This is a genomic window from Candidatus Accumulibacter similis, from assembly GCA_013347225.1.
GTDB classification, from domain to species: Bacteria; Pseudomonadota; Gammaproteobacteria; order Burkholderiales; family Rhodocyclaceae; genus Accumulibacter; species Accumulibacter similis.
Window position 1 is genome coordinate 1,421,705 of the sequence record CP054595.1, and the last position, 21,265, is coordinate 1,442,969.

Below are 21,265 nucleotides of genomic sequence, written 5' to 3' on the forward strand. Positions count from 1 at the left end.
GGGGAGAGAAAATCGTGACGAGAAAGTATTTTGGCACCGATGGCGTCCGCGGGCGCGTCGGCGAGACGCCGATCACGCCCGAGTTTGTCATGCGGCTGGGACATGCTGCGGGGCGGGTCCTGGCTGCGCGCGACAGTGCGCGCAGCCATGCCAAGCCAGGCGACCGGCCGGCGGTGCTGATCGGCAAAGACACCCGGATCTCGGGCTACATGCTCGAGGCGGCACTCGAAGCCGGGTTTTCCGCGGCCGGCGTCGATGTCTGCCTGGTCGGACCGATGCCGACGCCGGCCATTGCGTACCTCACTCGCGCACTGCGCCTGCAGGCCGGCATCGTCATCTCGGCGTCGCACAACCCGTACTACGACAATGGGATCAAGTTCTTTGCGGCGAACGGAAGCAAGCTGCCCGACGAGATGGAACTCGAAATCGAGGCGGCTCTGGATGAACCGCTGACCTGTGTTCCCTCCGCAGGTCTCGGGCGGGCGCGGCGGATCGACGACGCCGACGGGCGCTACATCGAGTTCTGCAAGGGCACCTTTCCCTTCGAGATGGACCTGCGCGGGCTGAAGATCGTCGTCGATTGTGCCAACGGTGCTGCCTATCATCTCGCGCCGCATGTCTTTCACGAACTGGGGGCCGAAGTCAGCGACATCGGCACCGAACCCAATGGACTCAACATCAACCAGGATGTCGGCGCTACAGCGCCCGCCGCTTTGTCCAAGGCAGTCGTGGCGCAGGCGGCCGATCTCGGGATCGCGCTTGACGGTGACGCCGACCGCTTGATCATGGTCGATTCGCGGGGCCAGGTCTATGATGGCGACCAGTTGCTGTTTGCGGTGGTGCGGAGCCGATTGCGACAAGGCGCGGTCGCCGGAGTCGTCGGCACGCTGATGACCAATCTGGCTCTCGAACACGCCCTCGGCGAACTCAAGGTTCCGTTCGTCCGTGCTGCCGTTGGCGACCGCTACGTCATGGACATGTTGCGGCAGAAGGGCTGGCTTTATGGTGGCGAAAACTCGGGCCACATCCTCTGTCTCGACCGGCACACCACCGGCGACGGCATCGTCTCCGCGTTGCAGGTGTTGTGTGCGCTGCGCGAGGAAGGCTGCGACCTGCAGCAACTGCTGGGCTGCCTGCAACTGTATCCGCAGAAGCTCATCAACGTCGCGTTGAGCAAGGGCTTTCCGTGGCAGGAGCATGCGCTGATCGCGGCCGCGCGTGCCGAGGTCGAGCGCGACCTTCAGGGATGCGGGCGGGTGTTGCTGCGCGCTTCCGGAACCGAGCCGTTGTTGCGCGTGATGGTGGAAGGGCAGGATTCGCTGTTGGTCAGCAGTGCCGCAGAGAAACTTGCCGCGGCTGTTCGCGAAGCGGTTTCGTCGTAGTCGGCCGTCGGGGCGAGTGCCACGGGGCGGGCCGCGAGTTCCTGAATGCCGCGCCGTGGCCGATTCGCGGCGTCACCCTCCGTTCATTCCGCCGACGGCCGGTGGTGCACCCCGGACGGCTGTCGGCGAGCGGCTTGTAGCCTGCTGGCTGCAGCTCTGCCGGCACCTGCGTCCCGGTCTGCTGCCAACGACTGGTTGCCGCTCGCTCAATAGAGCAGGAAGTCCTGGCGCATCTGCAACCACGCGTCTTCGTCGGCGCGACTGATCGCATCGAGGTCGCCGGGTGTTGCCGTCGGATCGTCGACCCACTGCCGCAGCAGGGGCGAGCCGCTTATCAGGTCGATCGCCAGCCGATCGAGTTCGTACTCGTACGGAAAATCACGCCACAGCGGGTAGTCCGGCTGCAGTTGCCGCAAGACCTTGAAAGCGAGACTCTGCAAGCGCCACGGACGGAACATCTCGTGCCCGTAGGCGTCGTCGTCGACATGGATCTGGATGCCGTGGCAGAGCTGTCCGGCATGTTTGTGGAAGGTCGGCTCGAACCAGCACGCGCGCAGGCGGCAGCCCTGCAGCCAGGTCGGCGCCAGCGCATGCATGCCGGCGATCAGCCGGCGCGCGTCGACGTCGGGTGCGCCAAACAGCTCGAGCGGGCGGGTCGTGCCGCGCCCCTCGGAAAGTGAGCTGCCCTCGAGCATCACGGTGCCGGCATAACAGCGCGCCATCGCCAGGCTGGGCGCGTTGGGGCTCGGGTTGATCCAGCTGCGCTGGCCGGTCGGCCAGCCGTAGCCGGGTGCCGACGCCGGCGCCCAGCCATGCATCCGGATGACCGTGCAGTCGAGTTCGAGTTCGAACTCGCTGACGAACCAGCAGGCGAGTTCGCCCATCGTGAGGCCGTGGCGCATCGGCAGCGGTCCGGCACCGACGAAGCTCTGCCAGCCGGGGCGCAGCAGCAATCCTTCGACCGGCCGCCCGACCGGGTTCGGTCGGTCCAGGATCCATACTTCCTTGCCCCGCAGGGCGGCAGCCTCGAGAACGTACAGCAGCGTGGTGATGAAGGTGTAGATGCGGCAGCCCAGATCCTGCAGGTCGACCAGCAGGACGTCGAAGCTCGACATCATCTCCGCGGTCGGCCGTCGTACCGTACCGTAGAGGCTGAATACCGGGATGCCGTGCTGCGGGTCGAAGAACTCGGCCGACTCGACCATGTTGTCCTGCTTGTCGCCGCGCAATCCGTGCTGCGGTCCGAACGCGGCGGTCAGGCGCAGATCGGGCAGTTCCGCCAGCGCGTCGAGCGCATGCCTGAGGTCGGCGCTGACCGATGCCGGGTGGGCGAGCAGCGCCAGCCTGCGGCCACGCAGGGGCCGCCGCAGGTCGGGGTCGCTGAGCAAACGGTCGAGGCCGCAGAGGAGGGTGGGCATCAGGAATTCCTTGAGGCAGAATCGGCAGCCGGCGCGAGCACGAGGCGAAAGCCGTCGCGATGATGAAAGTCCGGCCGACCGGCCGGATGGTGCAAGGCCCAGTAGCTGTGGCTGCCATCGACGACATCGGCAGCTTCGACCACTGCGGCGAGACCAACCTGCAGTGTCGCCGTGGCAGCCTCTGCCGGCAAGGCCGCGGCGGCAACCAGCACCTCGAGTTCGAGGCGGCCGGCCGACAGCCTGGCCGTCAGCTGCGGCGCCGGCAGCGACGCGGGCTCGGCTGCGGGCTGGCGGTAGGCTTTGAAGGCGTAGCTTGCCCATTCACCGGATGGCGAGAAGTTGAACTCCAGGTACGCGGGCTCGCCAGCGATGCCGATGAAGGCCTCGAAGCAGCTGTGTTCCCAGAGGCCGTTGGCACGCCCGGGAGTCGCGGGCGGCGGGATTCGCAGGCGCACCATGTCGCCGCGCAGCCGGTAGGCCAGCGTGAGGTCGCCGCTGGTGGTCCTTTCTGCGCGCGCCTCGACCGATCGGACTACGGGCGTCGGCGTTGCCGGGTGGCAGAGGAGGGTCAGGGGGAATTCGGTGACAGGCATCGGCAGGATGGTTGCGTACCGGCAGGAGCCCGAATTCTACCCTCTGTACCGCTTGCCGCGCCCTGCCGCGCGCACGCCGGGCGGGCGTTCAGGCGGCACCGGCTGCCGACGACTCATCCGCCACTCCTCAGGTCTCGCCGGTTGCCGCGGTGCCGCAGAACATGATGAAGGCCTGGTCGACGATGCTTCGCTCGAGCGCCCGGACGATGAACACCAGCCTGCTTTGCCGGTCGTCATCCGGCCACTCGGGCAGCGATGCTGCCGGATAGCGCATGTGCTGCACACACTGCACGACTCGTGGCCCAACCTCGTCGACGACGGCAACGAGGCCCTTGATGCGCAGGATGCGGTCACCACAGGTGGCGAGCAGGACGTCGATCGCCTCGGTGAAGTCCGCCCAGGCAAAAGGCTCGGCGAAGCGCAGGACGAAGGAGTGGACCAGAGCGTCATGGCGATTGACGTCATGCACGTGCAGGTCGTGTTGCGAGGCAGCCTGTTCGGCCTTGACCTTTTCCTCGGCAAGCCAGCGCCGGACATCGGCAGGCTTGCCGACGGGGTCGTAGAGGCCGCAGCCAAGTACCTGCCCGGCATCGATGCAGCCATGCGCGACCTCGATCTGCGGTGCTGCCGGGTTCGCCCGTCGCAGTCGCCGCGACAGGGCGGCGATGGTTGACGGGTCTGCCAGATCGCATTTGGTCAGCAACAGGCGATCGGCCATCGTCACCTGCCGCACTGCCTCGAAATGGCGCCCGAGCTGGCGGCTGGCGTGCGTCGCGTCGACCGCGGTGACGACTCCATCGATACGGAAGCGCTCGGCGATGAAAAAGTCCTCGAGCAGCGTATACAGCACGGGTGCCGGATCGGCGAGGCCGGTGGTTTCGATGAGGACGCGCGAAAAGGCAGGGATCTCGTGGCGCAGACGTCGCATGAACAGATCGCGCAGGCTGCGTGCGAGTTCGCCGCGGACACTGCAGCAGAGACAGCCCGAGTCGAGAACGACCACGTTGTCGTCCACCTTGTCGACCAGGTGATGATCGATCGCGACTTCACCGAATTCGTTGATCAACACGGCCGCATCGGCCATTGCGGGTTGTCGCAGGAGATGGTTGAGGAGTGTGGTCTTGCCGGCACCCAGGAAGCCGGTCAGGATCGTCACCGGGATCGCCCGCTCCGGCGAAAGTGCGGCGGTCACTGCGCTTTGCCGGTGCACTGCGCGCAGCGTCCGCGCAGATCGAGTTCGATACGCGACAGCGAGAAGCCTTCCGGCAGGCTTGGTGCTGCGGGTGGAGCGGCGTCGAGGCAGAAGACGCGGCCACAAGCGTCACAACGGAAGTGGGTATGCGCAGCGTGTTCGCTGCTGCTGGCGGCGGAAAAGCGGAACGTGCGCTGCGTATCGGTATTCCTGTGCGCCAGACCGCTTGCAACCAGCCAGTCGAGGACGCGATAGAGGGTGACGCGATCGAGGGCCAGGTCACCGAGCGCCTGTTCGATCTCGTGGTGGGTCAGTGCGGTTGGTGCCGATCGCAACAGGCGGAGGACGCGAACGCGCGCCGGCGTGGCGCGCGCGCCGGTCCGGCGAATCAGGAGTGCCGCGCCCTCGGCGTCGGTCGGCTGTTCGCCACTCCGGTTGGCAGCAGGCTTCATGGTCACGAATTAGAACACAGCGGCGGATCACCTGCAACTCTGTTGCAGGTGATCCGCCGCCCGCTGCGGTTGGGTGTAAGTTTCAGTCCTCTTCGGCGACGAATCGGTGTTCGAAGGGTTGCGAAAAGCGTGCTGTGGAGCTGCGGCAGGTTCATGCAGGCGGCCATCGCCGTGGCGCATGTCCTCATTCGACCGGTTGCAGGAGGCGGAAACTGTCGGCGCGCTTTCATTGTCCGATAACTACGGCTGCCCACGCGCGTGGTTCGGCAAGGTGGGCAGCGGATTTCCCTGCTGCTCGCGGGCTGATCGACGCGCTTGCTGATCGCGCGCGACGGCGCCTCCGTGCGGGGGGTGCCGCTGCGGTCAGCAGATTGGTCCTGTTGGAGAGAATCATGAATCGTTGTCAGACACTGAAATGGTTGAGCCGCATGCCGATCGGCATCGTCCCAGCGGGAACCGCGGGCCCGAACTCGACCACCGATGGCGGTAGGCTCGAGAAGTCGCAAGCCGAGTGGGCCACGCTGTTGTCGCTTGCCGCCTATCGTGTCCTCTTCGAAGAGGACACCGAACGCGCCGGGACGAGTCCTTTGAACGACGAGAAGCGCGATGGCACCTTCGTTTGTGCGGCCTGTCATCTGCCGCTCTTCGACAGCTCGGCGAAGTACGAGAGCGGCACCGGTTGGCCCAGCTTCTGGAAGCCTCTGGCCGGGGCTATCGCCACCCGCACCGACTTCAGGTTGATCTACCCGCGCACCGAATATCACTGCAGCCGCTGCGGCGGGCATCATGGGCACGTTTTCGGCGATGGTCCGAAGCCCACCGGCAAGCGCTACTGCAACAACGGTGTTGCGCTGCGCTTCGTGCCGCGCGCCGAGCCACTGCCCGAACTGCGCACATGAGGCATGCTTTCCTCCTTGCGCTGTTGTTTGTCGTCGCCACTCCGGTTGGCGCTGCCGATACGGCTGTCGGCAAGCCAGGCGAAGTACGCACGGCGATCTTCGCGGGTGGCTGCTTCTGGTGCATCGAGGCGGACTTCGAAAAGTTGCCGGGAGTCGTCGCCGTCGAGTCGGGCTACACCGCCGGGCGAACGCTCAACCCGACCTACGAGCAGGTGAGTTCGGGAAGCACCGGTCACACCGAGGCGGTGCGCGTCAGCTACGACGCGCGGCGGATCAGCTACGTGCAACTCCTCGACTTCTTCTGGCGCCACATCGACCCGACCGTCAGGAACCGGCAGTTCTGCGACGTCGGCTCGCAGTATCGCAGCGGCATCTACTGGCAGGACGACTTCGAACGGAAGGCTGCCCATGGCAGTCGCGACGCCCTGTTGGCCAGTGGCAAGCTGCCGCGAATAGAAACCGAGATTGCCGCCGCCTCCGTATTCTATCCGGCCGAGGAATACCATCAGGACTACTACCGGAAGAATGCCGTGCGCTACTCGTACTATCGGCTTTCCTGTGGCCGCGATGCCCGGATCAGGCAAATCTGGGGCGATGGCTGAGCGCTGACGACCGGCTGCGACGGCGCACCGCGAGCCGCGCCCAGAGCCGCCGCCGCCCCCTCCTGGCAGGCCCATCGCTGGCACCGCCCGCTCGCGGACAGCGTCCTCGCCGGTTCGCGGGCATGACTGCACCAGTCATCAGTCTGCCTGACAGAGAAGGCCCTTGAGATATTCGCCTTCGCTGAAGTGCAATCCCACCGGGTGATCGGCGGGTGCCGTCAGTCGGCGCAGGATGCGTGCTTCGCGACCAGCGGTGATCGCCGCATCGGCGACGATCTCCTGAAAGTGCTCGCGACTGATCCCACCCGAGCACGAGTAGCTCATCAGCAGGCCGCCCGGGCGCAGCAGACGGAAGCCGAAGACGTTGATGTCGCGGTAGGCGCGCGCGGCGCGCTCCGCATGCGCTGCCGAAGGGGCGAACTTCGGTGGATCGAGGATGATCAGGTCGAAGCGTTCGCCGTTTGCCTTCAGCCGCCGCAGTTCGTTGAAGACGTCGGCCTCGCGCCACTCGGCACGGCTCGCATCGAGTTGCCGGTTGAGTGCGAGGTTTTCGGTGGCCGTCGCCAGTGCCGGTGCGGAAGAGTCGATCGACAGCACCTCGCTGGCGCCGCCGGCGAGTGCCTGCAACGAGAAACCGCCGCTGTAGCAGAAACAGTTCAGCGTTCGGCGCCCGCTGGCGAGCAGGCGCGCCAAAAGGCGGTTGTCGCGCTGGTCGAGATAGAAACCGGTCTTGTGGCCGGAAACGATGTCCACCCGCATGCGAACGCCGTTCTCGACGATGCTCAGGGGCGTCGACGGCGCCTCGCCAACGAGCCAGCCGGCGACGGGCAGCAGCCCCTCGAGGCGGCGGACGTCCGAATCCGAGCGCTCATACATCCGCTCGCAGCCCGTTGCCCGCTGCAGCGCACGCACCAGCGCGGGTCGCCACTTGTCAGCGCCGGTGGCGGTCAACTGCAGGACGATGGTATCGGCGTAGCGATCGGCAATGACGCCGGGCAGGCCGTCGGACTCGCCATGCAGCAGGCGCAGCCCTTCCTGTTCGCGCAACTCGGGCAGCAGCAGCCGACGTTCGACCGCCGCCTGCACGCGACGCTTGAAGAAGGCGTCATCGACGACCTCCTGCGTGTCGAAGGTCCACACGCGGGCCCGGATCTTCGATTCGGGGCTCCACGCTGCCTTGGCCAGCGGCCGCCCGTTGGCGGCGACGACCTCGACCGTATCGCCGGCACGGGCGCGACCGTCGAGTCGGTCGACAGCGGCAGCAAAGATCCACGGATGATGGCGGGCAAGCTGGCGATCCTTGCCCGGCAGGAGAACGAGTTGAGCCATGCGGAAGCTGCCCGGTGCTGGTCAGTGGCGAGGCGCGCAGTCTACACCACTGCCGCGGCCGCCGACGCCCTGTTTCGCCGCCCGCCGCCAGAGCATGCGTTCGGGCAGCAGGCTTTTTGAGCCCGATCAACGCAACGGCCCACAGGCAACGCCTATAATCGGCTCACCCTGACCACCTGCCGAGTCATTCCCGAGACATGTCGCGCACCCTGCCGCTCAGCCTGCTGATCATTCTTGCGGGGCCGGCTGCAGCCGACGCCGACGGCGTCGCCGCAGTGCTGGCGGCGATCGGTGATCTCGGTCGACTGAATGGCCAGGCGCTGGCCTGCAGCCAGATGGGCACTGCCAGCCAGGCGAAGACGCTGATGATCCGGCATGCGCCGAGGACTCGTCGCTATGGCGAGGTGTTCGAAGAACGAACCAGCGAGGCCTTCCTTGCCCAGGGTGGCGACCTGACGGCCTGTCCGTCGGCCGCCGAGTTCAGCTCCCGGCTGGACGAACTGTCCCTGCGCCTGCAGTCACTGCTGCCGGTCGGAGAGACGGCGACGCAGACGCCTGTTACCCGATGAGCCGGAGCCTCCGAATCGCGTTGTGCTTCGCGTTCGCCGTCTGCGGGCAGTCGGCGGTGGCGGATGATGTGGCGGCAGGCGCCCAGGCCGGATTGCCGGCGCGCTATCTCCTGATGGATGCCAACGGGCGGGCGGTCAGCAACGAGGATTTTCCGGGCCGCCTGCAACTGATTTCCTTCGGCTACACCTTCTGCCCGGATGTCTGTCCGACGACGCTGGCCGAGATGGCGGCGGTCCTCGCAGCGCTCGGTCCCGACGCCGATCGCCTGCAGGCGATCTTCATTACCGTCGACCCGGAGCGCGACACGGCGAGCATGCTGCGCAGCTATGTTCGCTTCTTCGATCCGCGGATCATCGGTCTCGGCGGATCGCCTGCCCTCGTCCGGCGTGCCGCCGACCACTTCGGAGTACGCTACGAACAGGTGCGTGAGCCCGGCGCGCCTGCCGATCAGTACGCCGTCGACCATTCGGTGGGGATGTTCCTGCTCGGGGCCGATGGCCGCTACCTGCGCCGCTTCGCCTACGCCATGCCGGCGGCCGAGATCGTCGGACAGATCCGCGCGGTCATGGGCGCGAGCCAGCAGCGACCGGGGCCGCAGCGCCAGTCGTCGCCGACCAGGTAGGTCGGTACCCCTTTCTGCATCCGATCCCGGTTACTGGAGACTCTCCCCGATGAAACGAGGACCCCTCGCCATGCTCCTTCTGCTTCCCGCATTTGCTGCGTCGGCTGGCGAGCGACTGTCCTGTCCCGATCTGGCGGCTGCCGTCCAGGTCGGCAACTGTCCCGGCGAGGCCGAACTGCGTTATACCTTCGACGGCTTCTGCAGTGACAATCGCCGCATCTACCAGCACGATGCCGCTTTGTGTGCCGACTACGAGGAGTATCGGAAAGCGAAGAACGTGGCGCAGTGGGAATCGGCGGACGGCGCCTTCAGCGCCTACGTCTCCTGCGACGCGACTCCCGCCCGCCTGCACTTGGCGCGGGCGGTGCGCATCGCGGTGTCACGGCGGGGCCAGATCAGCCGGGTGGCCTGCGACTACGGTGAGGGACTCGTCTTCGCCCACCGCTCACGGCTGCAGTGCCGCGTCGAAGGCGATGGCGACTGTCAGGACGGCCGCCGGCGGTGCGTGGCAAGCTGTGACTGAGAGTCCGCCGGCCAGACACGAAAACGCGGCGCGGACCCCGGAGGGCGCGCGCCGCGCGTGTTGCGGTCGCCGACCAGTCAGCTCTTCGGCTTCGCCGGAGTGCTCATCTCGGTCTGCCCATCCTTGGCCTTCTCGGCCGAGCAGGCGACCGCAGTTGCACTCGACAGCGACAGCGCCAGGGCCATCAGGCCGGCGGCAAGTTTCCTCATGAGCGTCTCCTGGTTGCTGCCGACATCGGCACACCCGCTGTAGGTCCGTCGGCGGGAAAATACAACCCCGATTGTGGCGGTGGTTCTCAGCACAGCTTGACGACGATGTTGTCGAGCGCAGCGGCGGCATCGGAGACGCGGTCGGCCGCATTCGACAGGTGGCGATAGGTCTCGCGCCGCTTGAACATGTGCAGGTAGTCGTCGCCCTGGAATAGTTCGGCGATCGCGCGACGATAGGCTTTCTCGACGGTGCGCTCTGCCTTGCGCGCCGCCGCCGCATCGCCACCGGCGGCTGCCGGATCGGTTCCGAGACGGCCAAATCCGCGTGCCAGGGCTTCGGCACCCTCGCGCAGGTGCATCGCCATTTCCAGGCTGTGCTTGTCGGGCGTCAGTCCAAGGACATCCATCTCGACCACCGTCGACTTGCAGTAATTGACGATGTCGTCGAGCGTCATGATCGCGGCGTGGATGTCCTCGCGGTCGATCGGCGTCGAGAAGGCCTCGTTGAGAACGCCGAGGTTGCTCGCCTTGACCCGGTCTGCCTCGTGCTCGTCGGCCCGGACGCGCTGGCTGACCGCCACGTCACCGGTCTCCATGAACTCGACGAGCAGGCGGGTGGTCTCGGCGGCGTTGGTGCTCTGTTCGCCGAGCATGCCGAAGAAGTCGGCGACGGTCGGGAAGACGCGTTCGTAGAGCCGGCGAAAGATCGGCTTGTTGGCTTCGCTTGGGTTGGTATCCATGGTTCTCATCTCCTCAGGTGGTTTAGCCGACGATGATCTTGGCTATTGCGTAAATGACGATGGCGGTGATTGCCGATGCGGGAATCGTGTACAATCAGGTCTTGCCGATGTCCTTGGCCTTCTTCCAGCGCACCGCGCGCGGCCGCTCGGAATAGCCGATGCCCATGATCGAGGTGGCGACGACGTGCGTCGTCGACACCGGCGCGCCGGCGTACGATGCGGAGAGGATCAGCAGCGCCGAGGTGAGCTGCGAGTCGAAGGCGTGCAGCGGGCGAACGCGGTAGATGGCGAAGCCGAGCGTACGGACGATCCGCCAGCCGCCGGACAGGATGCCGAGGGTGATGGCGATGGCGCAGGCGAGCATGACCCAGAACGGTACCTCGAACTTCGGGATGAAGCCGCCGAGCACCAGCACCAGGGTCAGCATGCCCATGCTCTTCTGCGCGTCGTTGGCGCCGTGCGAGAAGGCGAGGCCGGCGGCGGTGACGAACTGCATCTTGCGCAGCTTGTCGTTGGCCGTCGGCTTGGCGCCCGCGAGCAGGCGTCGCCCTGCGCGATGGATCAGGAAGCCGACCCAGAAACCGAGGACAGGCGAGACAAAGAGCGACACCAGCACCTTCATCACGCCGAGCAGCTTGCCTTCCTGCATCAGTGGCGTCCAGCCCCAGATGACGAATTGTGATCCGGCTGCGGCGACGACGGCACCGGCAACACCGCCGACGAGCGCGTGCGACGAAGAGGAAGGGATGCCGAGCCACCAGGTCGCGAGGTTCCAGACGATCGCCCCGAGCAGGCCGCAGAACAGGATCAGGATCGCCGTCTGCTTGTCGAGCGTCGACAGGTCGACGAACTTGCCGATCGTGTTGGCGACGGCGGTGCCGCCGAGCAACGGACCCATGAACTCGAAGAAGCCGACGATGCAGACCGCCTGGATCGGCGTCATCGCGCGCGAGGCGATCACCGTGGCAACGATGTTTGCCGCGTCGTGGAAACCGTTGGTGTAATCGAAGAACAGCACGATCACCACCGTCGCCACCGCCAGCCAGTAGATTGTTTCCATACCCCTCCTTCCTGTGAAAGCCGGCCCGCAGGGTCCGCTTCATGTAAAAAGTTCGCGGATTATGCACGAAATCTCGAGACTGTCCACGTTTCTCAGTGACTGACCGCGATTCTGTAGTGTCGCAATGGGTAAATCATGCGTTCTCGCACCGGCTCCGCGGTCGCCGTCGATCTGGTAGCATTCAGTCTTTCAGGCGCTCCTGGGCAACTGGTCCTGCCTGCGCCATTGCCGCGCGAGCGCCGGGTTGACGTCTCGAGAGCACTGATTTGATGGAACATTCATTCGGCGTGTGGAAGGGGTTCGGGCATGCGGCTTGACGACCAGAGTGCGAGTCAGAACGTCGAGGATCGGCGCAGCGCCGGTGGAGCGGGTATCGGGCGGGGCACCGTCGGTGTCGGCACGCTGGTGATCGCACTGGTCGCCGGCTACTTCCTCGGTGTCGATCCGGCAGTGATCCTTGGCCTGGTCTCGGGCGGTGCGCCCGCGCCGTCGGCCGCCCGCGCGCCGCAGCCGCCACCGGCCGGCGACAAGATGGCGACCTTCGTCGCCAAGGTCCTCGGCAGCACCGAGACGACCTGGGATGAGGTTTTCGCCGCCGCCGGCCGTCGCTACCAGGAACCGAAGCTGGTCCTGTTCTCCGGTGCGACGCCGACGGCATGTGGTACCGGGAAGTCGGCCATGGGCCCCTTCTACTGCCCCGCCGATCAGAAGGTCTACATCGACCTCGCCTTCTATCGTGACCTGCGCGAGCGCTTCCGGGCGCCGGGCGAATTTGCCCAGGCCTACGTCATTGCACATGAGGTGGGCCATCATGTGCAGAACCTGCTCGGCATCTCGGACAAGGTGCATGCGGCGCAGCAGCGCAGCGCCAACCGGGCCGCCGCCAATGCGCTGTCGGTGCGGCTGGAACTGCAGGCCGACTGTTTCGCCGGCGTCTGGGCGCATCGTGCCGACAGCAGGAGCAGGATTCTCGAACCGGGCGACGTCGAGCAGGCGCTGAACGCCGCTTCGGCGATCGGCGACGATCGCCTGCAGCGGCAGACACAGGGCCAGATCGTTCCCGAGTCCTTTACCCATGGCAGTTCGGAACAGCGGGTACGCTGGTTCAGGCGCGGCATGGAGAGCGGCGACATCCGGCAGTGCGACACCTTCAGCGCGGCGGCGTTGTGAGCCAGCGGCTGGCGCCACCACGCCGCGGCCCCTGTGCCCTGCGTGGCGCCATTCTTGCAGTGGCGATGTTGCTCCTCCCCTTGCCGGCAGGCGCAACGCTGCCGCGAGCAGCCAGCGTTCCCGGTGGGGTGGCACTGCTTCCCCTCGGCCCGGCAACCGGCACGGCTGCGCCACCACGGGCGTGGTTCGGCGAGCAACCCGTGCTGGTAGCGCGGCGTGACGGCGAGTGGGTCGCGGTCGTCGGCCTGGCGCTCGATACGCCACCCGGGCGACATGAGCTGCTGGTGCAGCCGCCGCCCGCTGTGGTCGCGGCATCGCCGGCAGGGGAGGGCGCGGCGGCTGCAAGCACCCGTGTCGCATTCAACGTCGGCGCCAAGGAGTATCCGGCACAGCGCATCACCCTCAAGGACAGCAGCAAGGTCGATCTGTCGGCGGCGGACCTGGCGCGGGCCGAGACCGAGATCGCCGAGATCCGGCGCTTGCAGCGCCATTGGCGAGCCGCCGACGACACCGACCTGGAGTTCATCGTGCCGGCAGAGGGCAGGATGACCGGACGCTTCGGTCTGCGCCGCTACTTCAACGGTGCAGCACGGTCGCCGCACGCCGGCTTCGACATCGCGGCGGCGCGTGGTTCGCCCGTCCGCGCCAATGCCCACGGGATCGTCCTCGCCAGCGGCGACTACTTCTTCAACGGCAGGACCGTCTTCGTCGATCACGGCAACGGGCTGTTGAGCGTCTACTGTCACCTCGATCGCGTCGACGTGCAGGCCGGAGACGCGGTGGTCAAGGGCCAGCGCCTGGGGCTGGTTGGAATGAGCGGCCGGGCGACCGGGCCGCATCTGCACTGGGGCGTCGTGCTCAACGGCGCTCTCGTCGACCCGCAGCTCTTCCTTGCCGCGCGCGGCAACCGGCGCTGAGCGTGCGGCGCGTCTTGCCGAAAACTTTCTGGAGGAACACATGCGACTGGTGATCTGGGTTCTCTGGCCGGCCTTCATTGCGGCGGGAATCGCCGAGGCCATCTTCTTCACGCTGATCGATCCGGCGCAGTTGTACCTGCTCGGCCAGCGAGTCGAGTGGTCAGCGATGGCGACCTATTCGACGGGTTTCCTGCTCTTCTGGCTGGTGTGCATCGGATCGAGCCTGATGACCTACTCGATGATGCCCGATGTGGCCAAGGATGCGCTGCGCAAGGCGGCCAGTGAGCGTGTCGATCTGGCGCGGCGACAGCGTCGCCAGGAAAATGCTGGCGGCGGCCGCGGCTAGATCAACGCCAGGCCGCGGTCGAGGTCGTGCTGCAGGTCGCTGACTGCCTCTAGTCCGACCGCGATTCGCAGCAGATCCTCGCCGATTCCCGCTGCCGCCCGCTGTTCCGGGCTGATGCGGCCGTGCGTCGTCGATGCCGGGTGCGTCAGCGTCGTCTTGGTATCGCCGAGGTTGGCGGTAATCGACAGCAGCCGGCAACTGTCGACGACCTTCCAGGCTTCCGCGCGCCCTCCCCTGACGGCGAACGAAACGACCGCGCCGCCACTCTTCTGCTGCTGCCGGGCGAGGGCATGCTGCGGATGCGAAGGCAGGCCGGGATAATGGACTCGTGTCACCTGCGGATGGTCCTCGAGCCAGCGTGCCATCTCGAGCGCCCTGGCCGACTGCGCCGTCAGCCGCAGTTGCAGCGTCTCCAGCCCCTTGAGCAGAACCCAGGCGTTGAACGCGGACAGGGAGGGGCCGGCCGTGCGCAGGAAGCGGAAGACCTCGTCGGTCAGCACCCGCGGCCCGGCGACTGCGCCGCCGAGAACCCGCCCCTGGCCATCGAGGAACTTGGTGGCCGAATGGACGACGAGATCGGCGCCGAGATCGAGCGGTCGCTGCAGGACCGGCGTACAGAAACAGTTGTCGACCGCCAGCAGAACGCCGCGTGCATGGGCGATCGTCGCCAGCGCCGCAATGTCGGCGATCTCGGTGAGCGGGTTCGACGGTGTTTCAAGAAACAGGAGCTTCGTCTCCGGCCGCATCGCCGCCTGCCACGCTGCGGCGTCGGTCTGCGGGACGAAGCTGGTCTGGATGCCGAAGCGGGGCATGATCGTACCGAGCAACTGCTGCGTCGCGCCGAACAGCCCGTTCGAGGCGACGATGTGATCGCCGCTGCTGCACACCGCCATGACCAGCGACAGGATCGCCGACATCCCCGAGGCAGTGGCGATGCAGTCCTCGGCTCCTTCGAGCGCGGCCAGGCGATCCTGGAAGGCGCTGACCGTCGGATTGGTGAAGCGCGAGTACACGTTGCCCGGTTCCTCACCCGCAAAGCGTGCTGCCGCCTGCGCGGCGCTGGTGAAGACGAAGCTCGAAGTCAGGTAGAGCGCTTCGCTGTGCTCGTTGAACTGGCTGCGTTCCTGGCCGGCGCGCACGGCCAGCGTTTCGGGCGCGTAGTCGGGAGTGGTCTTCATCTTCCTCAGCCTGCAGACATCAGATTGAGCTGGAGCTGGCGTGTCGCCCAGCGTTCTTCCTTGCTGGTGATGCGATTCCCCTCCCTGGCCGTCTCCAGGGCCGTCAGGTACTCCGGGGTGACATCGCCGGTGACGTAGCGGCCGTCGAAGCATGAGGTGTCGAAGTCGCGCAGTGCCGGTCTGAGGTCGTTGATCGAGGCCCTGAGTGCCTCGAGATCCTGATAGACCAGCGCGTCGGCGCCGATCTCGTGACCGATTTCCTCTCCGGTGCGACCGGTGGCAATCAGTTCGCCGCGTGTCGGCATGTCGATGCCATAGACGTTGGGGTAGCGCACCGGCGGCGAGGCGGAGGCGAAGTAGACGCGCAGGGCGCCGGCAGCCCGCGCCATTTCGACGATCTCGCGGCTGGTGGTACCGCGGACGATCGAATCATCGACCAGCAGGACGCGCTTGCCCTTGAACTCCTGCGCCACCGTATTGAGCTTCTGGCGTACCGACCGTTTGCGGGTTGCCTGCCCGGGCATGATGAAGGTGCGGCCGATGTAGCGGTTCTTGACGAATCCCTCGCGGTAGGGAACGCCGATCCGCTGTGCCAGTTGCATCGCCGATGGCCGGCTCGAGTCCGGGATCGGAATGACGACATCGATCTGTCCGACCGGGATGTGCCGCAGCAGCTTGTCGGCGAGTCGCTCGCCCATCCGCAGACGCGCCTCATAGACCGAGACGCCGTCGATGACCGAGTCCGGGCGGGCGAGATAGACGAACTCGAAGATGCACGGCGAGAGGACCGGATTGCTGGCACACTGGCGCTGGTGCAGGCGATGCTCGAGGTCGATGAAGATCGCCTCGCCGGGAGCGACGTCACGCAGCACCTGGAAGCCGAGGGTGTCGAGCGCCACCGATTCGGAGGCGAAGAGGAACTCGATCCCGCCCGGAGTCTCGTTGGTGCCGAAGATCAGCGGCCGGATTCCGCAAGGATCGCGAAAGGCGAGCATGCCGTGGCCGGCGATCATCGCCACCACGGCGTAGGCACCGCGGCAGCGGCGATGAACCGCGGCCACTGCGGCAAAGATGGTGGCGGGATCGAGACGGCAGCCGCCGGCGGTCGCCTGCAATTCGTGTGCCAGGATGTTGAGCAGGACCTCGGAGTCGGAACTGGTGTTGATGTGCCGCAGATCCTGACGGAACATCTCCTCCTTGAGCTGTTCGGCATTGGTCAGGTTGCCGTTGTGGCCAAGGACGATGCCGAAGGGCGAGTTCACGTAGAACGGTTGCGACAGCGCCGAATCGAAGGCCGAGCCGGCGGTCGGGTAGCGACAATGGGCGATTCCCATCATGCCGGGCAGGGCACGCATGTTGCGCGTGCGAAAGACATCGCGCACCAGCCCTGCTCCCTTGTGCATGTGAAAGGCGCCTTCCTCGGCGGTGACGATGCCGGCAGCGTCCTGGCCGCGGTGTTGCAGGACCATCAGTCCATCATAGAGCAGCTGGTTGACCGGCGTCGTTGCGACCACTCCGAGTATTCCGCACATAGTCTGTTCCTAGCCAAACCTGATTCGTTTTGCGACGTCGGACGGTAACCACGGCTTGCTGGCGAGGACTGCCGTCTCGAGCGGGGCGGAAAAGTACGCCTCGCTCCACCATCTCTCCTTCGGCAGTGCCGTCATGCCACCAACGGCAACGAGGATCATGACGATCACCAGACCCCTGGCAACGCCGAAGATGACGCCGAGGAGGCGGTCGCTCAAAGTCATTCCCAACGCCTTGATGAGGCCGCGGACTGCCAGCCGGAGCAGCGCCATGCCGACGAGAACCGCCAGCCCCACGGCGATCCAGCCGGCGACGAGGCGCAGCGTCGGATCCTCGATGGCGACGAAGAGTCGGGCAGCCTCGGCGCCCCACCATCTCGCAGCGAGGAAGGCGACGATCCAGGCGACCAGAGCGATGATCTCGCCGACGATGCCGCGCCACAGTCCCAGCAGGAGCGAGGCGGCGACGATGATCAGGACCAGGTAGTCGAAGACTGTCATTGCCGGCCGGCGACGACTCCACTGACGCCGATCGCCTTCAGCTTGTCGAGCGCCTTTTCGGCAGCCTCACGGTTCGGAAAGGGGCCTGCCCTGACGCGCGTCTTCTTGCCGTCGGGTGTCTCCAGAACCTCGGTGTAGGTGCTGACGCCGGCGGCGCTGATCTTGCTCTGCAGTTGCCTGGCGTTGTCGGGGTTGGCAAAGGCACCGATGACGATCACCTGCTGGCCGCTCGACTTGGCCGGTGGCGTGGCTGGCGGCTTGCCCGTGTGGCTGCCGGCGGTTGCGGATTCGTCGCCTGTCGGCTTGCCGCCGCCGTCGTCGGCCGCCGTTTCGAGGGGTTTGTCCACCTTCTTCGGCGGTGCCTTGTCAGTGCTCCTGTCCGCGACCGGCTTGTCAGCCTTCTTCTCGCCGCTCTTCTCGGCCGCCTTGGCGGCTGGCTTCTCGGGCGCTTTTTCGACGGGCCTGTCTGCGGCCTTGGCGGGTGGCTTCTCCGGTGTCTTGTCGGCCGGCTTGGGCACCTTCTTTTCTGCGCTCTTTTCCGGTGGCTTCTCAACCGCTTTGGCCGTCTTCCTTTCCTCGACCTTTTCCGGCGTCCTTTCGGCCGGTTTGGCGGCCTTCGCTTCAGCGGTGCCAGCCGGCGCTGCCGTGCCGGCGGCGCGGGCTGGCGGCGGCACGGCTTCCTTGTGCGCCGGGTCAGCGGCAGCCGCTGGCGTCTTCTCGACGACCGTGGCCGCCTTCTCGGCGGCGACCGTCGCCGCTTCCTCGCGTGCCGCCAGCTTGGGCTGGAAGGGTGGCTGGTCCTGGCCGGGGATGCGAATCGGCACTTCCTGCGGCTGCTGCCTTGGTTCCTGGTCCATGACGACCGGCAGGACGACCGCAGCCAAGCCGGCGAAGGCGATGGCTCCGACGAGGCGGCGACGAGCCCGTTTCTTCAGTTGCAGTTGCGGGTCAGGTGTTTCAGTCATCGCTATCCGGGAGTCCACTGGCGTCGATCAACGACCGTCACGCCTGTTCCGCATGACGGCCGCGACCGTGTAGAACGATCCAAAGACTAGGATTCTATCATTTTCGCCAGCCAGCTCGGCAGAACGCTGGAAGGCGCTGGCCACTGAAGCCAGGCATTCGACCTCGCCGCCGAGCGCGCGCTGCCGCACGGCGGCTGCCAGCGTCTTTGCCGAGGCGCCGCGCGCGCCATCGAGGTCGGCCAGCAGCCAGTGATCGACACGACCGGCGAGCGGAGCCAGCGAGCCGGCGATGTCCTTGTCGGCAAGCATGCCGACGACGGCGATCGTCTGCGCGGCGAACGGCAGCTCGGCGAGTCTTTCTGCCAAGCCGCTGACCGCCTGCGGATTGTGTGCCACGTCGAGAACGACTGTCGGCCGTCCGGGGAGGACCTGGAAGCGTCCCGGCAGTTCGGTTTCGACGAGGCCGCGCCGCACCGCCTGCATGCCGACCGGCAGTCGCGGTCGCAGCGACTCGACGACTGCCAGCGCGACCGCCGCGTTCCGCAACTGGCCAGCGCCCCGCAGGGCCGGTGGTGCGAGGCCGGCGCGGCGCAGCCCGTCGCGGCCCCAGAAGGTCCACTGCAACGAATCCCCGAAGTAGCCGAAATCGCGGCCGAGCACCTGCAGGTCCGCAGCGATCGCCTCGGCGTGTGCCAGCAGCGACTGCGGCGGCTCGGGATCGGCACAGAAAGCCGGTCTGCCGGGGCGAAAGATGCCGGCCTTCTCGAAGCCGATCGCCTCGCGGTCGCTGCCCAGCCAGTCGGTATGGTCGAGCGCGATGCTGCAGACGACGGCACAATCGGGCATGTAGGCATTGACCGCATCCAGCCGGCCACCCAATCCCACTTCGAGGATCAACACCTCGACCTGTTGCGCGATGAAGACTTCCATCGCCGCCAGCGTGCCGAATTCGAAGTAGGTCAGCGGCACGTCGCCGGCAGCCTGGCGCGCCGCCTCGATCCGGGCGAAGGCGGCACAGATCAGGGCATCGCCCGCCGGCCGCCGGTCGACGCGGATGCGTTCGTTGTAGCACAGCAGGTGTGGCGAGGTGTAACAGCCGACGCGGTAGCCGGCGAGACTGTAGATCGCTTCAAGATAGGCGCAGGTCGACCCCTTGCCGTTGGTTCCGCCGACGATGATCAGCGGGCACTGCCGGTCCTGCGACAGCTCCTGGCCGACGCGCTGGACCCGCTCGAGGCCCAGTTCGATCCCCGCTTGGCCGCGCGGGTGGAGTCGCTCGAGGTGTGCCAGCCAGGGTTCCAGCACGCGACAGGCGAGCAGCCCCTGGTCGGCCCTCGCCGGGCGGTAGCCGCCGCCGCTCACGTCATCCCGGCGCGTCTGCTGCCGGCTGCTTCTGCAGCAGCGCCAGCAGGCTCGCAACGCGGTCCTTCATTTCCCGGCGATCGACGATCATGTCGATGGCGCCCTTGTCGAGGAGGAACTCCGAACGCTGAAAACCGTCCGGCAGGGTCTCCCGCACCGTCTGTTCGATCACCCGCGGTCCGGCAAAGCCGACCAGCGCGCCTGGTTCGGCAATGACGATATCGCCGATGAAGGCGAAGGAGGCCGAGACTCCGCCCATTGTCGGGTCGGCGAGAATCGAGATGAAAGGCAGCTTCGCCTGCGCAAGACGCGTCAGGATCGCCGTCGTCTTGGCCATCTGCAGCAGCGAGAACAGTCCCTCCTGCATGCGCGCGCCGCCCGATGCGGTGACGCAGATGAAGGCCTCGTTGTTGTCGACGGCCGCCTGGACGCCGCGCACGAAGCGTTCACCGAGCACCGAGCCCATCGAGCCGCCCATGAAATCGAACTCGAAAGCGGCAACGACCGCCGGCAGCTTCCGGATCGTGCCGCGCATGACCACCAGTGCGTCGGTCTCGCCGGTCGCCGCCGTCGCATCCTGCAGACGGTCGGGGTAGGCGCGGCTGTCCTTGAATCCGAGTGAATCGACCGGCAGCACTTCGGCGGCGATCTCCGAGCGCCCCTCGGTGTCCAGCAGCAGGTCGATCCGCGCGCGTGCCTCGAGCCGCTTGTGGTGACCGCATTTCGGGCAGACGTTGCGGTTCTTCGCCAGGTCACTGGCGTAGAGGACGGCCTCGCAGCCCGGACACTTGCTCCACAGACCCTCGGGCAGCGAGGATCTGCGGGCAACGCCGCTGTCGTTGCGCTTGATCTTCGGTGGCAGCAGTTTGTTCAGCCAGCCCATCATCCTTCTCCGGCGGCAGGTGCTGCGGCATCGATCGCTTGACGAATGCCATGCAGCAGGTTGAAGACCTTGTCGCAGGCGGCTGTCGCTGCCGATTGCTCGATCTCCTCGATCAGGCGGCTGCCGACGACGACCGCATCGGCGATCAGGGCGACGGCAGCCGCGGTCGCTGCATCGCGAATGCCGAAGCCGACGCCGACCGGTACGCCGGTGCGTGCCCGGATTTCGGGAATGCGCTCGGCAACCGCAGCGACGTCGAGCGTCGCCGATCCGGTGACGCCCTTCAACGAGACGTAGTAGATGTAGCCACTGGCGAGGGCGCCCACCTGCGCGATGCGCGCATCGCTCGAAGTCGGCGCCAGCAGGAAGATCGGGTCCATCGCGTGCCGCTGCAGGGCGTCGGCGAAGGCGGCGCTCTCCTCCGGCGGGTAATCGACCACCAGCACGCCATCGACCCCGGCAGCCGCGGCGGTGGCGGCAAAGGCCTCGACGCCCATGGCCTCGATCGGGTTGGCATAGCCCATGAGAACGAGCGGCGTCTTCGGGTCCTCGGCGCGGAAGGTGGCGACCAGTGACAGAACCTGGCGCAGGCTGACGCCCTTCGCCAGCGCGCGTTCGGATGCACGCTGGATCGTCGGGCCGTCGGCCATCGGATCCGAGAAGGGAACACCAAGCTCGATGACGTCGGCGCCAGCGCGCACCAGCGTGCGCAGCAAGGGGACGGTCAACGCAGGGTCGGGGTCGCCGGCGGTGATGAACGGGATCAGCGCCTTGCGGCCTTCACCTTGCAGACGCGCGAAAGCTTGCGAGATCCTGCCCATGG

At 66.7% G+C, this 21,265-nt stretch carries 22 protein-coding genes and 1 pseudogene; 9 read left to right on the plus strand and 14 right to left on the minus strand.

The genetic code is table 11. The annotated features are described in order from the left end of the window. Positions 1–14: 14 nt before the first annotated feature. Positions 15–1,382, plus strand: coding sequence for a phosphoglucosamine mutase (glmM, locus tag HT579_06580; GenBank protein ID QKS28615.1), 1,368 nt, complete (start codon positions 15–17; stop codon positions 1,380–1,382). A 206-nt stretch (positions 1,383–1,588) separates the two neighbouring features. Here glmM and HT579_06585 read toward each other — a convergent pair whose 3' ends face one another. From HT579_06585 to HT579_06600, 4 genes are all read right to left on the minus strand, one after another. Then, the gene (locus tag HT579_06585) at positions 1,589–2,800 is read right to left on the minus strand and encodes a DUF1343 domain-containing protein (GenBank protein QKS28616.1); all 1,212 of its coding nucleotides are present in this window, start codon (positions 2,798–2,800) and stop codon (positions 1,589–1,591) included. Further along, positions 2,800–3,393 carry a DOMON-like domain-containing protein gene (locus HT579_06590; GenBank protein QKS28617.1) on the minus strand — a complete coding sequence of 198 codons (594 nt, stop codon included), beginning with the start codon at positions 3,391–3,393 and terminating at the stop codon, positions 2,800–2,802. Before HT579_06590 ends, HT579_06585 begins: the two co-directional genes overlap by 1 nt. A gap of 127 nt (positions 3,394–3,520) precedes the next feature. After that, positions 3,521–4,585, minus strand: a complete 1,065-nt coding sequence (locus tag HT579_06595; GenBank protein QKS28618.1) for a GTP-binding protein — start codon at positions 4,583–4,585, stop codon at positions 3,521–3,523. Next, positions 4,582–5,037, minus strand: coding sequence for a transcriptional repressor (locus HT579_06600; protein ID QKS28619.1), 456 nt, complete (start codon positions 5,035–5,037; stop codon positions 4,582–4,584). Before HT579_06600 ends, HT579_06595 begins: the two co-directional genes overlap by 4 nt. A 392-nt stretch (positions 5,038–5,429) precedes the next feature. On the opposite strand from HT579_06600, the gene msrB reads away from it, so the two are divergent. Together msrB and msrA are read left to right on the plus strand one after the other, a co-directional pair. After that, positions 5,430–5,936, plus strand: a complete 507-nt coding sequence (gene msrB, locus HT579_06605) for a peptide-methionine (R)-S-oxide reductase MsrB (protein QKS28620.1) — start codon at positions 5,430–5,432, stop codon at positions 5,934–5,936. After that, on the plus strand, positions 5,933–6,538 hold the full coding sequence (gene msrA, locus HT579_06610; GenBank protein ID QKS28621.1) for a peptide-methionine (S)-S-oxide reductase MsrA: 606 nt from the start codon (positions 5,933–5,935) through the stop codon (positions 6,536–6,538). Before msrB ends, msrA begins: the two co-directional genes overlap by 4 nt. Positions 6,539–6,676: 138 nt before the next feature. On the opposite strand, the gene HT579_06615 is transcribed toward msrA, so the two are convergent. After that, positions 6,677–7,867, minus strand: a complete 1,191-nt coding sequence (locus HT579_06615) for a class I SAM-dependent methyltransferase (GenBank protein QKS28622.1) — start codon at positions 7,865–7,867, stop codon at positions 6,677–6,679. A 197-nt stretch (positions 7,868–8,064) separates the two neighbouring features. On the opposite strand from HT579_06615, the gene HT579_06620 reads away from it, so the two are divergent. Genes HT579_06620 through HT579_06630 form a run of 3 tightly spaced genes read left to right on the plus strand, consistent with a single transcriptional unit; the run spans position 8,065 to position 9,582 of the window. Continuing rightward, positions 8,065–8,436, plus strand: a complete 372-nt coding sequence (locus HT579_06620; GenBank protein ID QKS28623.1) for a hypothetical protein — start codon at positions 8,065–8,067, stop codon at positions 8,434–8,436. Next, the gene (locus HT579_06625; GenBank protein QKS28624.1) at positions 8,433–9,059 is read left to right on the plus strand and encodes an SCO family protein; all 627 of its coding nucleotides are present in this window, start codon (positions 8,433–8,435) and stop codon (positions 9,057–9,059) included. Before HT579_06620 ends, HT579_06625 begins: the two co-directional genes overlap by 4 nt. 49 nt (positions 9,060–9,108) lie before the next feature. Beyond that, positions 9,109–9,582: a hypothetical protein gene (locus tag HT579_06630; GenBank protein ID QKS28625.1), complete on the plus strand. Its 474-nt coding sequence runs from the start codon at positions 9,109–9,111 to the stop codon at positions 9,580–9,582. A gap of 295 nt (positions 9,583–9,877) precedes the next feature. Here HT579_06630 and HT579_06635 read toward each other — a convergent pair whose 3' ends face one another. Together HT579_06635 and HT579_06640 are read right to left on the minus strand one after the other, a co-directional pair. Continuing rightward, positions 9,878–10,531, minus strand: coding sequence for a DUF47 family protein (locus HT579_06635; GenBank protein QKS28626.1), 654 nt, complete (start codon positions 10,529–10,531; stop codon positions 9,878–9,880). Between the two features lie 94 nt (positions 10,532–10,625). After that, on the minus strand, positions 10,626–11,591 hold the full coding sequence (locus HT579_06640; GenBank protein ID QKS28627.1) for an inorganic phosphate transporter: 966 nt from the start codon (positions 11,589–11,591) through the stop codon (positions 10,626–10,628). Between the two features lie 306 nt (positions 11,592–11,897). Here HT579_06640 and HT579_06645 point away from each other — a divergent pair, with 306 nt between their 5' ends. From HT579_06645 to HT579_06655, 3 genes and pseudogenes are all read left to right on the plus strand, one after another. Next, positions 11,898–12,761, plus strand: a complete 864-nt coding sequence (locus HT579_06645; protein QKS28628.1) for a neutral zinc metallopeptidase — start codon at positions 11,898–11,900, stop codon at positions 12,759–12,761. Between the two features lie 65 nt (positions 12,762–12,826). Beyond that, positions 12,827–13,678 (plus strand): peptidoglycan DD-metalloendopeptidase family protein, encoded by an 852-nt coding sequence (locus HT579_06650; GenBank protein ID QKS28629.1) that lies wholly within the window; start codon positions 12,827–12,829, stop codon positions 13,676–13,678. Positions 13,679–13,718: 40 nt separating this feature from the next. After that, positions 13,719–13,910: pseudogene (locus tag HT579_06655) on the plus strand (hypothetical protein). A 110-nt stretch (positions 13,911–14,020) separates the two neighbouring features. Here HT579_06655 and HT579_06660 read toward each other — a convergent pair. From HT579_06660 to HT579_06690, 7 genes are read right to left on the minus strand one after another with little or no spacing between them, the layout of a single operon-like run. Next, positions 14,021–15,202, minus strand: coding sequence for an O-succinylhomoserine sulfhydrylase (locus tag HT579_06660; GenBank protein ID QKS28630.1), 1,182 nt, complete (start codon positions 15,200–15,202; stop codon positions 14,021–14,023). A gap of 5 nt (positions 15,203–15,207) precedes the next feature. Then, positions 15,208–16,734, minus strand: a complete 1,527-nt coding sequence (gene purF, locus HT579_06665; protein ID QKS28631.1) for an amidophosphoribosyltransferase — start codon at positions 16,732–16,734, stop codon at positions 15,208–15,210. Between the two features lie 9 nt (positions 16,735–16,743). Continuing rightward, a complete protein-coding gene (locus tag HT579_06670; GenBank protein QKS28632.1) occupies positions 16,744–17,232 on the minus strand; it encodes a CvpA family protein in 489 nt (162 codons plus the stop codon). After that, positions 17,229–18,197 (minus strand): SPOR domain-containing protein, encoded by a 969-nt coding sequence (locus HT579_06675; GenBank protein QKS28633.1) that lies wholly within the window; start codon positions 18,195–18,197, stop codon positions 17,229–17,231. Before HT579_06675 ends, HT579_06670 begins: the two co-directional genes overlap by 4 nt. A 27-nt stretch (positions 18,198–18,224) precedes the next feature. Next, positions 18,225–19,517 carry a bifunctional tetrahydrofolate synthase/dihydrofolate synthase gene (gene folC, locus HT579_06680; protein QKS31540.1) on the minus strand — a complete coding sequence of 431 codons (1,293 nt, stop codon included), beginning with the start codon at positions 19,515–19,517 and terminating at the stop codon, positions 18,225–18,227. 43 nt (positions 19,518–19,560) lie between these two features. Next, complete coding sequence (locus HT579_06685; GenBank protein QKS31541.1) at positions 19,561–20,442, minus strand: acetyl-CoA carboxylase carboxyltransferase subunit beta; 882 nt, start codon at positions 20,440–20,442, stop codon at positions 19,561–19,563. Further along, complete coding sequence (locus HT579_06690) at positions 20,442–21,263, minus strand: tryptophan synthase subunit alpha (protein ID QKS28634.1); 822 nt, start codon at positions 21,261–21,263, stop codon at positions 20,442–20,444. The genes HT579_06685 and HT579_06690 overlap by 1 nt, the downstream gene beginning before the upstream one ends. Between the last annotated feature and the right edge of the window lie 2 nt (positions 21,264–21,265).

What these genes read in the sequence shown, in the direction of transcription:
- HT579_06690 (QKS28634.1), bottom strand. Translation starts at nt 21,263, where the DNA reads ATGGGCAGGATCTCGCAAGCTTTCGCGCGTCTGCAAGGTGAAGGCCGC.
- HT579_06685 (QKS31541.1), bottom strand. Translation starts at nt 20,442, where the DNA reads ATGGGCTGGCTGAACAAACTGCTGCCACCGAAGATCAAGCGCAACGAC.
- msrA (QKS28621.1), top strand. Translation starts at nt 5,933, where the DNA reads ATGAGGCATGCTTTCCTCCTTGCGCTGTTGTTTGTCGTCGCCACTCCG.
- msrB (QKS28620.1), top strand. Translation starts at nt 5,430, where the DNA reads ATGAATCGTTGTCAGACACTGAAATGGTTGAGCCGCATGCCGATCGGC.
- HT579_06620 (QKS28623.1), top strand. Translation starts at nt 8,065, where the DNA reads ATGTCGCGCACCCTGCCGCTCAGCCTGCTGATCATTCTTGCGGGGCCG.
- HT579_06670 (QKS28632.1), bottom strand. Translation starts at nt 17,232, where the DNA reads ATGACAGTCTTCGACTACCTGGTCCTGATCATCGTCGCCGCCTCGCTC.
- purF (QKS28631.1), bottom strand. Translation starts at nt 16,734, where the DNA reads ATGTGCGGAATACTCGGAGTGGTCGCAACGACGCCGGTCAACCAGCTG.
- HT579_06630 (QKS28625.1), top strand. Translation starts at nt 9,109, where the DNA reads ATGAAACGAGGACCCCTCGCCATGCTCCTTCTGCTTCCCGCATTTGCT.
- HT579_06625 (QKS28624.1), top strand. Translation starts at nt 8,433, where the DNA reads ATGAGCCGGAGCCTCCGAATCGCGTTGTGCTTCGCGTTCGCCGTCTGC.
- HT579_06585 (QKS28616.1), bottom strand. Translation starts at nt 2,800, where the DNA reads ATGCCCACCCTCCTCTGCGGCCTCGACCGTTTGCTCAGCGACCCCGAC.
- HT579_06640 (QKS28627.1), bottom strand. Translation starts at nt 11,591, where the DNA reads ATGGAAACAATCTACTGGCTGGCGGTGGCGACGGTGGTGATCGTGCTG.
- HT579_06615 (QKS28622.1), bottom strand. Translation starts at nt 7,867, where the DNA reads ATGGCTCAACTCGTTCTCCTGCCGGGCAAGGATCGCCAGCTTGCCCGC.
- HT579_06635 (QKS28626.1), bottom strand. Translation starts at nt 10,531, where the DNA reads ATGGATACCAACCCAAGCGAAGCCAACAAGCCGATCTTTCGCCGGCTC.
- HT579_06650 (QKS28629.1), top strand. Translation starts at nt 12,827, where the DNA reads ATGTTGCTCCTCCCCTTGCCGGCAGGCGCAACGCTGCCGCGAGCAGCC.
- HT579_06645 (QKS28628.1), top strand. Translation starts at nt 11,898, where the DNA reads ATGCGGCTTGACGACCAGAGTGCGAGTCAGAACGTCGAGGATCGGCGC.
- HT579_06590 (QKS28617.1), bottom strand. Translation starts at nt 3,393, where the DNA reads ATGCCTGTCACCGAATTCCCCCTGACCCTCCTCTGCCACCCGGCAACG.
- HT579_06675 (QKS28633.1), bottom strand. Translation starts at nt 18,197, where the DNA reads ATGACTGAAACACCTGACCCGCAACTGCAACTGAAGAAACGGGCTCGT.
- HT579_06660 (QKS28630.1), bottom strand. Translation starts at nt 15,202, where the DNA reads ATGAAGACCACTCCCGACTACGCGCCCGAAACGCTGGCCGTGCGCGCC.
- HT579_06600 (QKS28619.1), bottom strand. Translation starts at nt 5,037, where the DNA reads ATGAAGCCTGCTGCCAACCGGAGTGGCGAACAGCCGACCGACGCCGAG.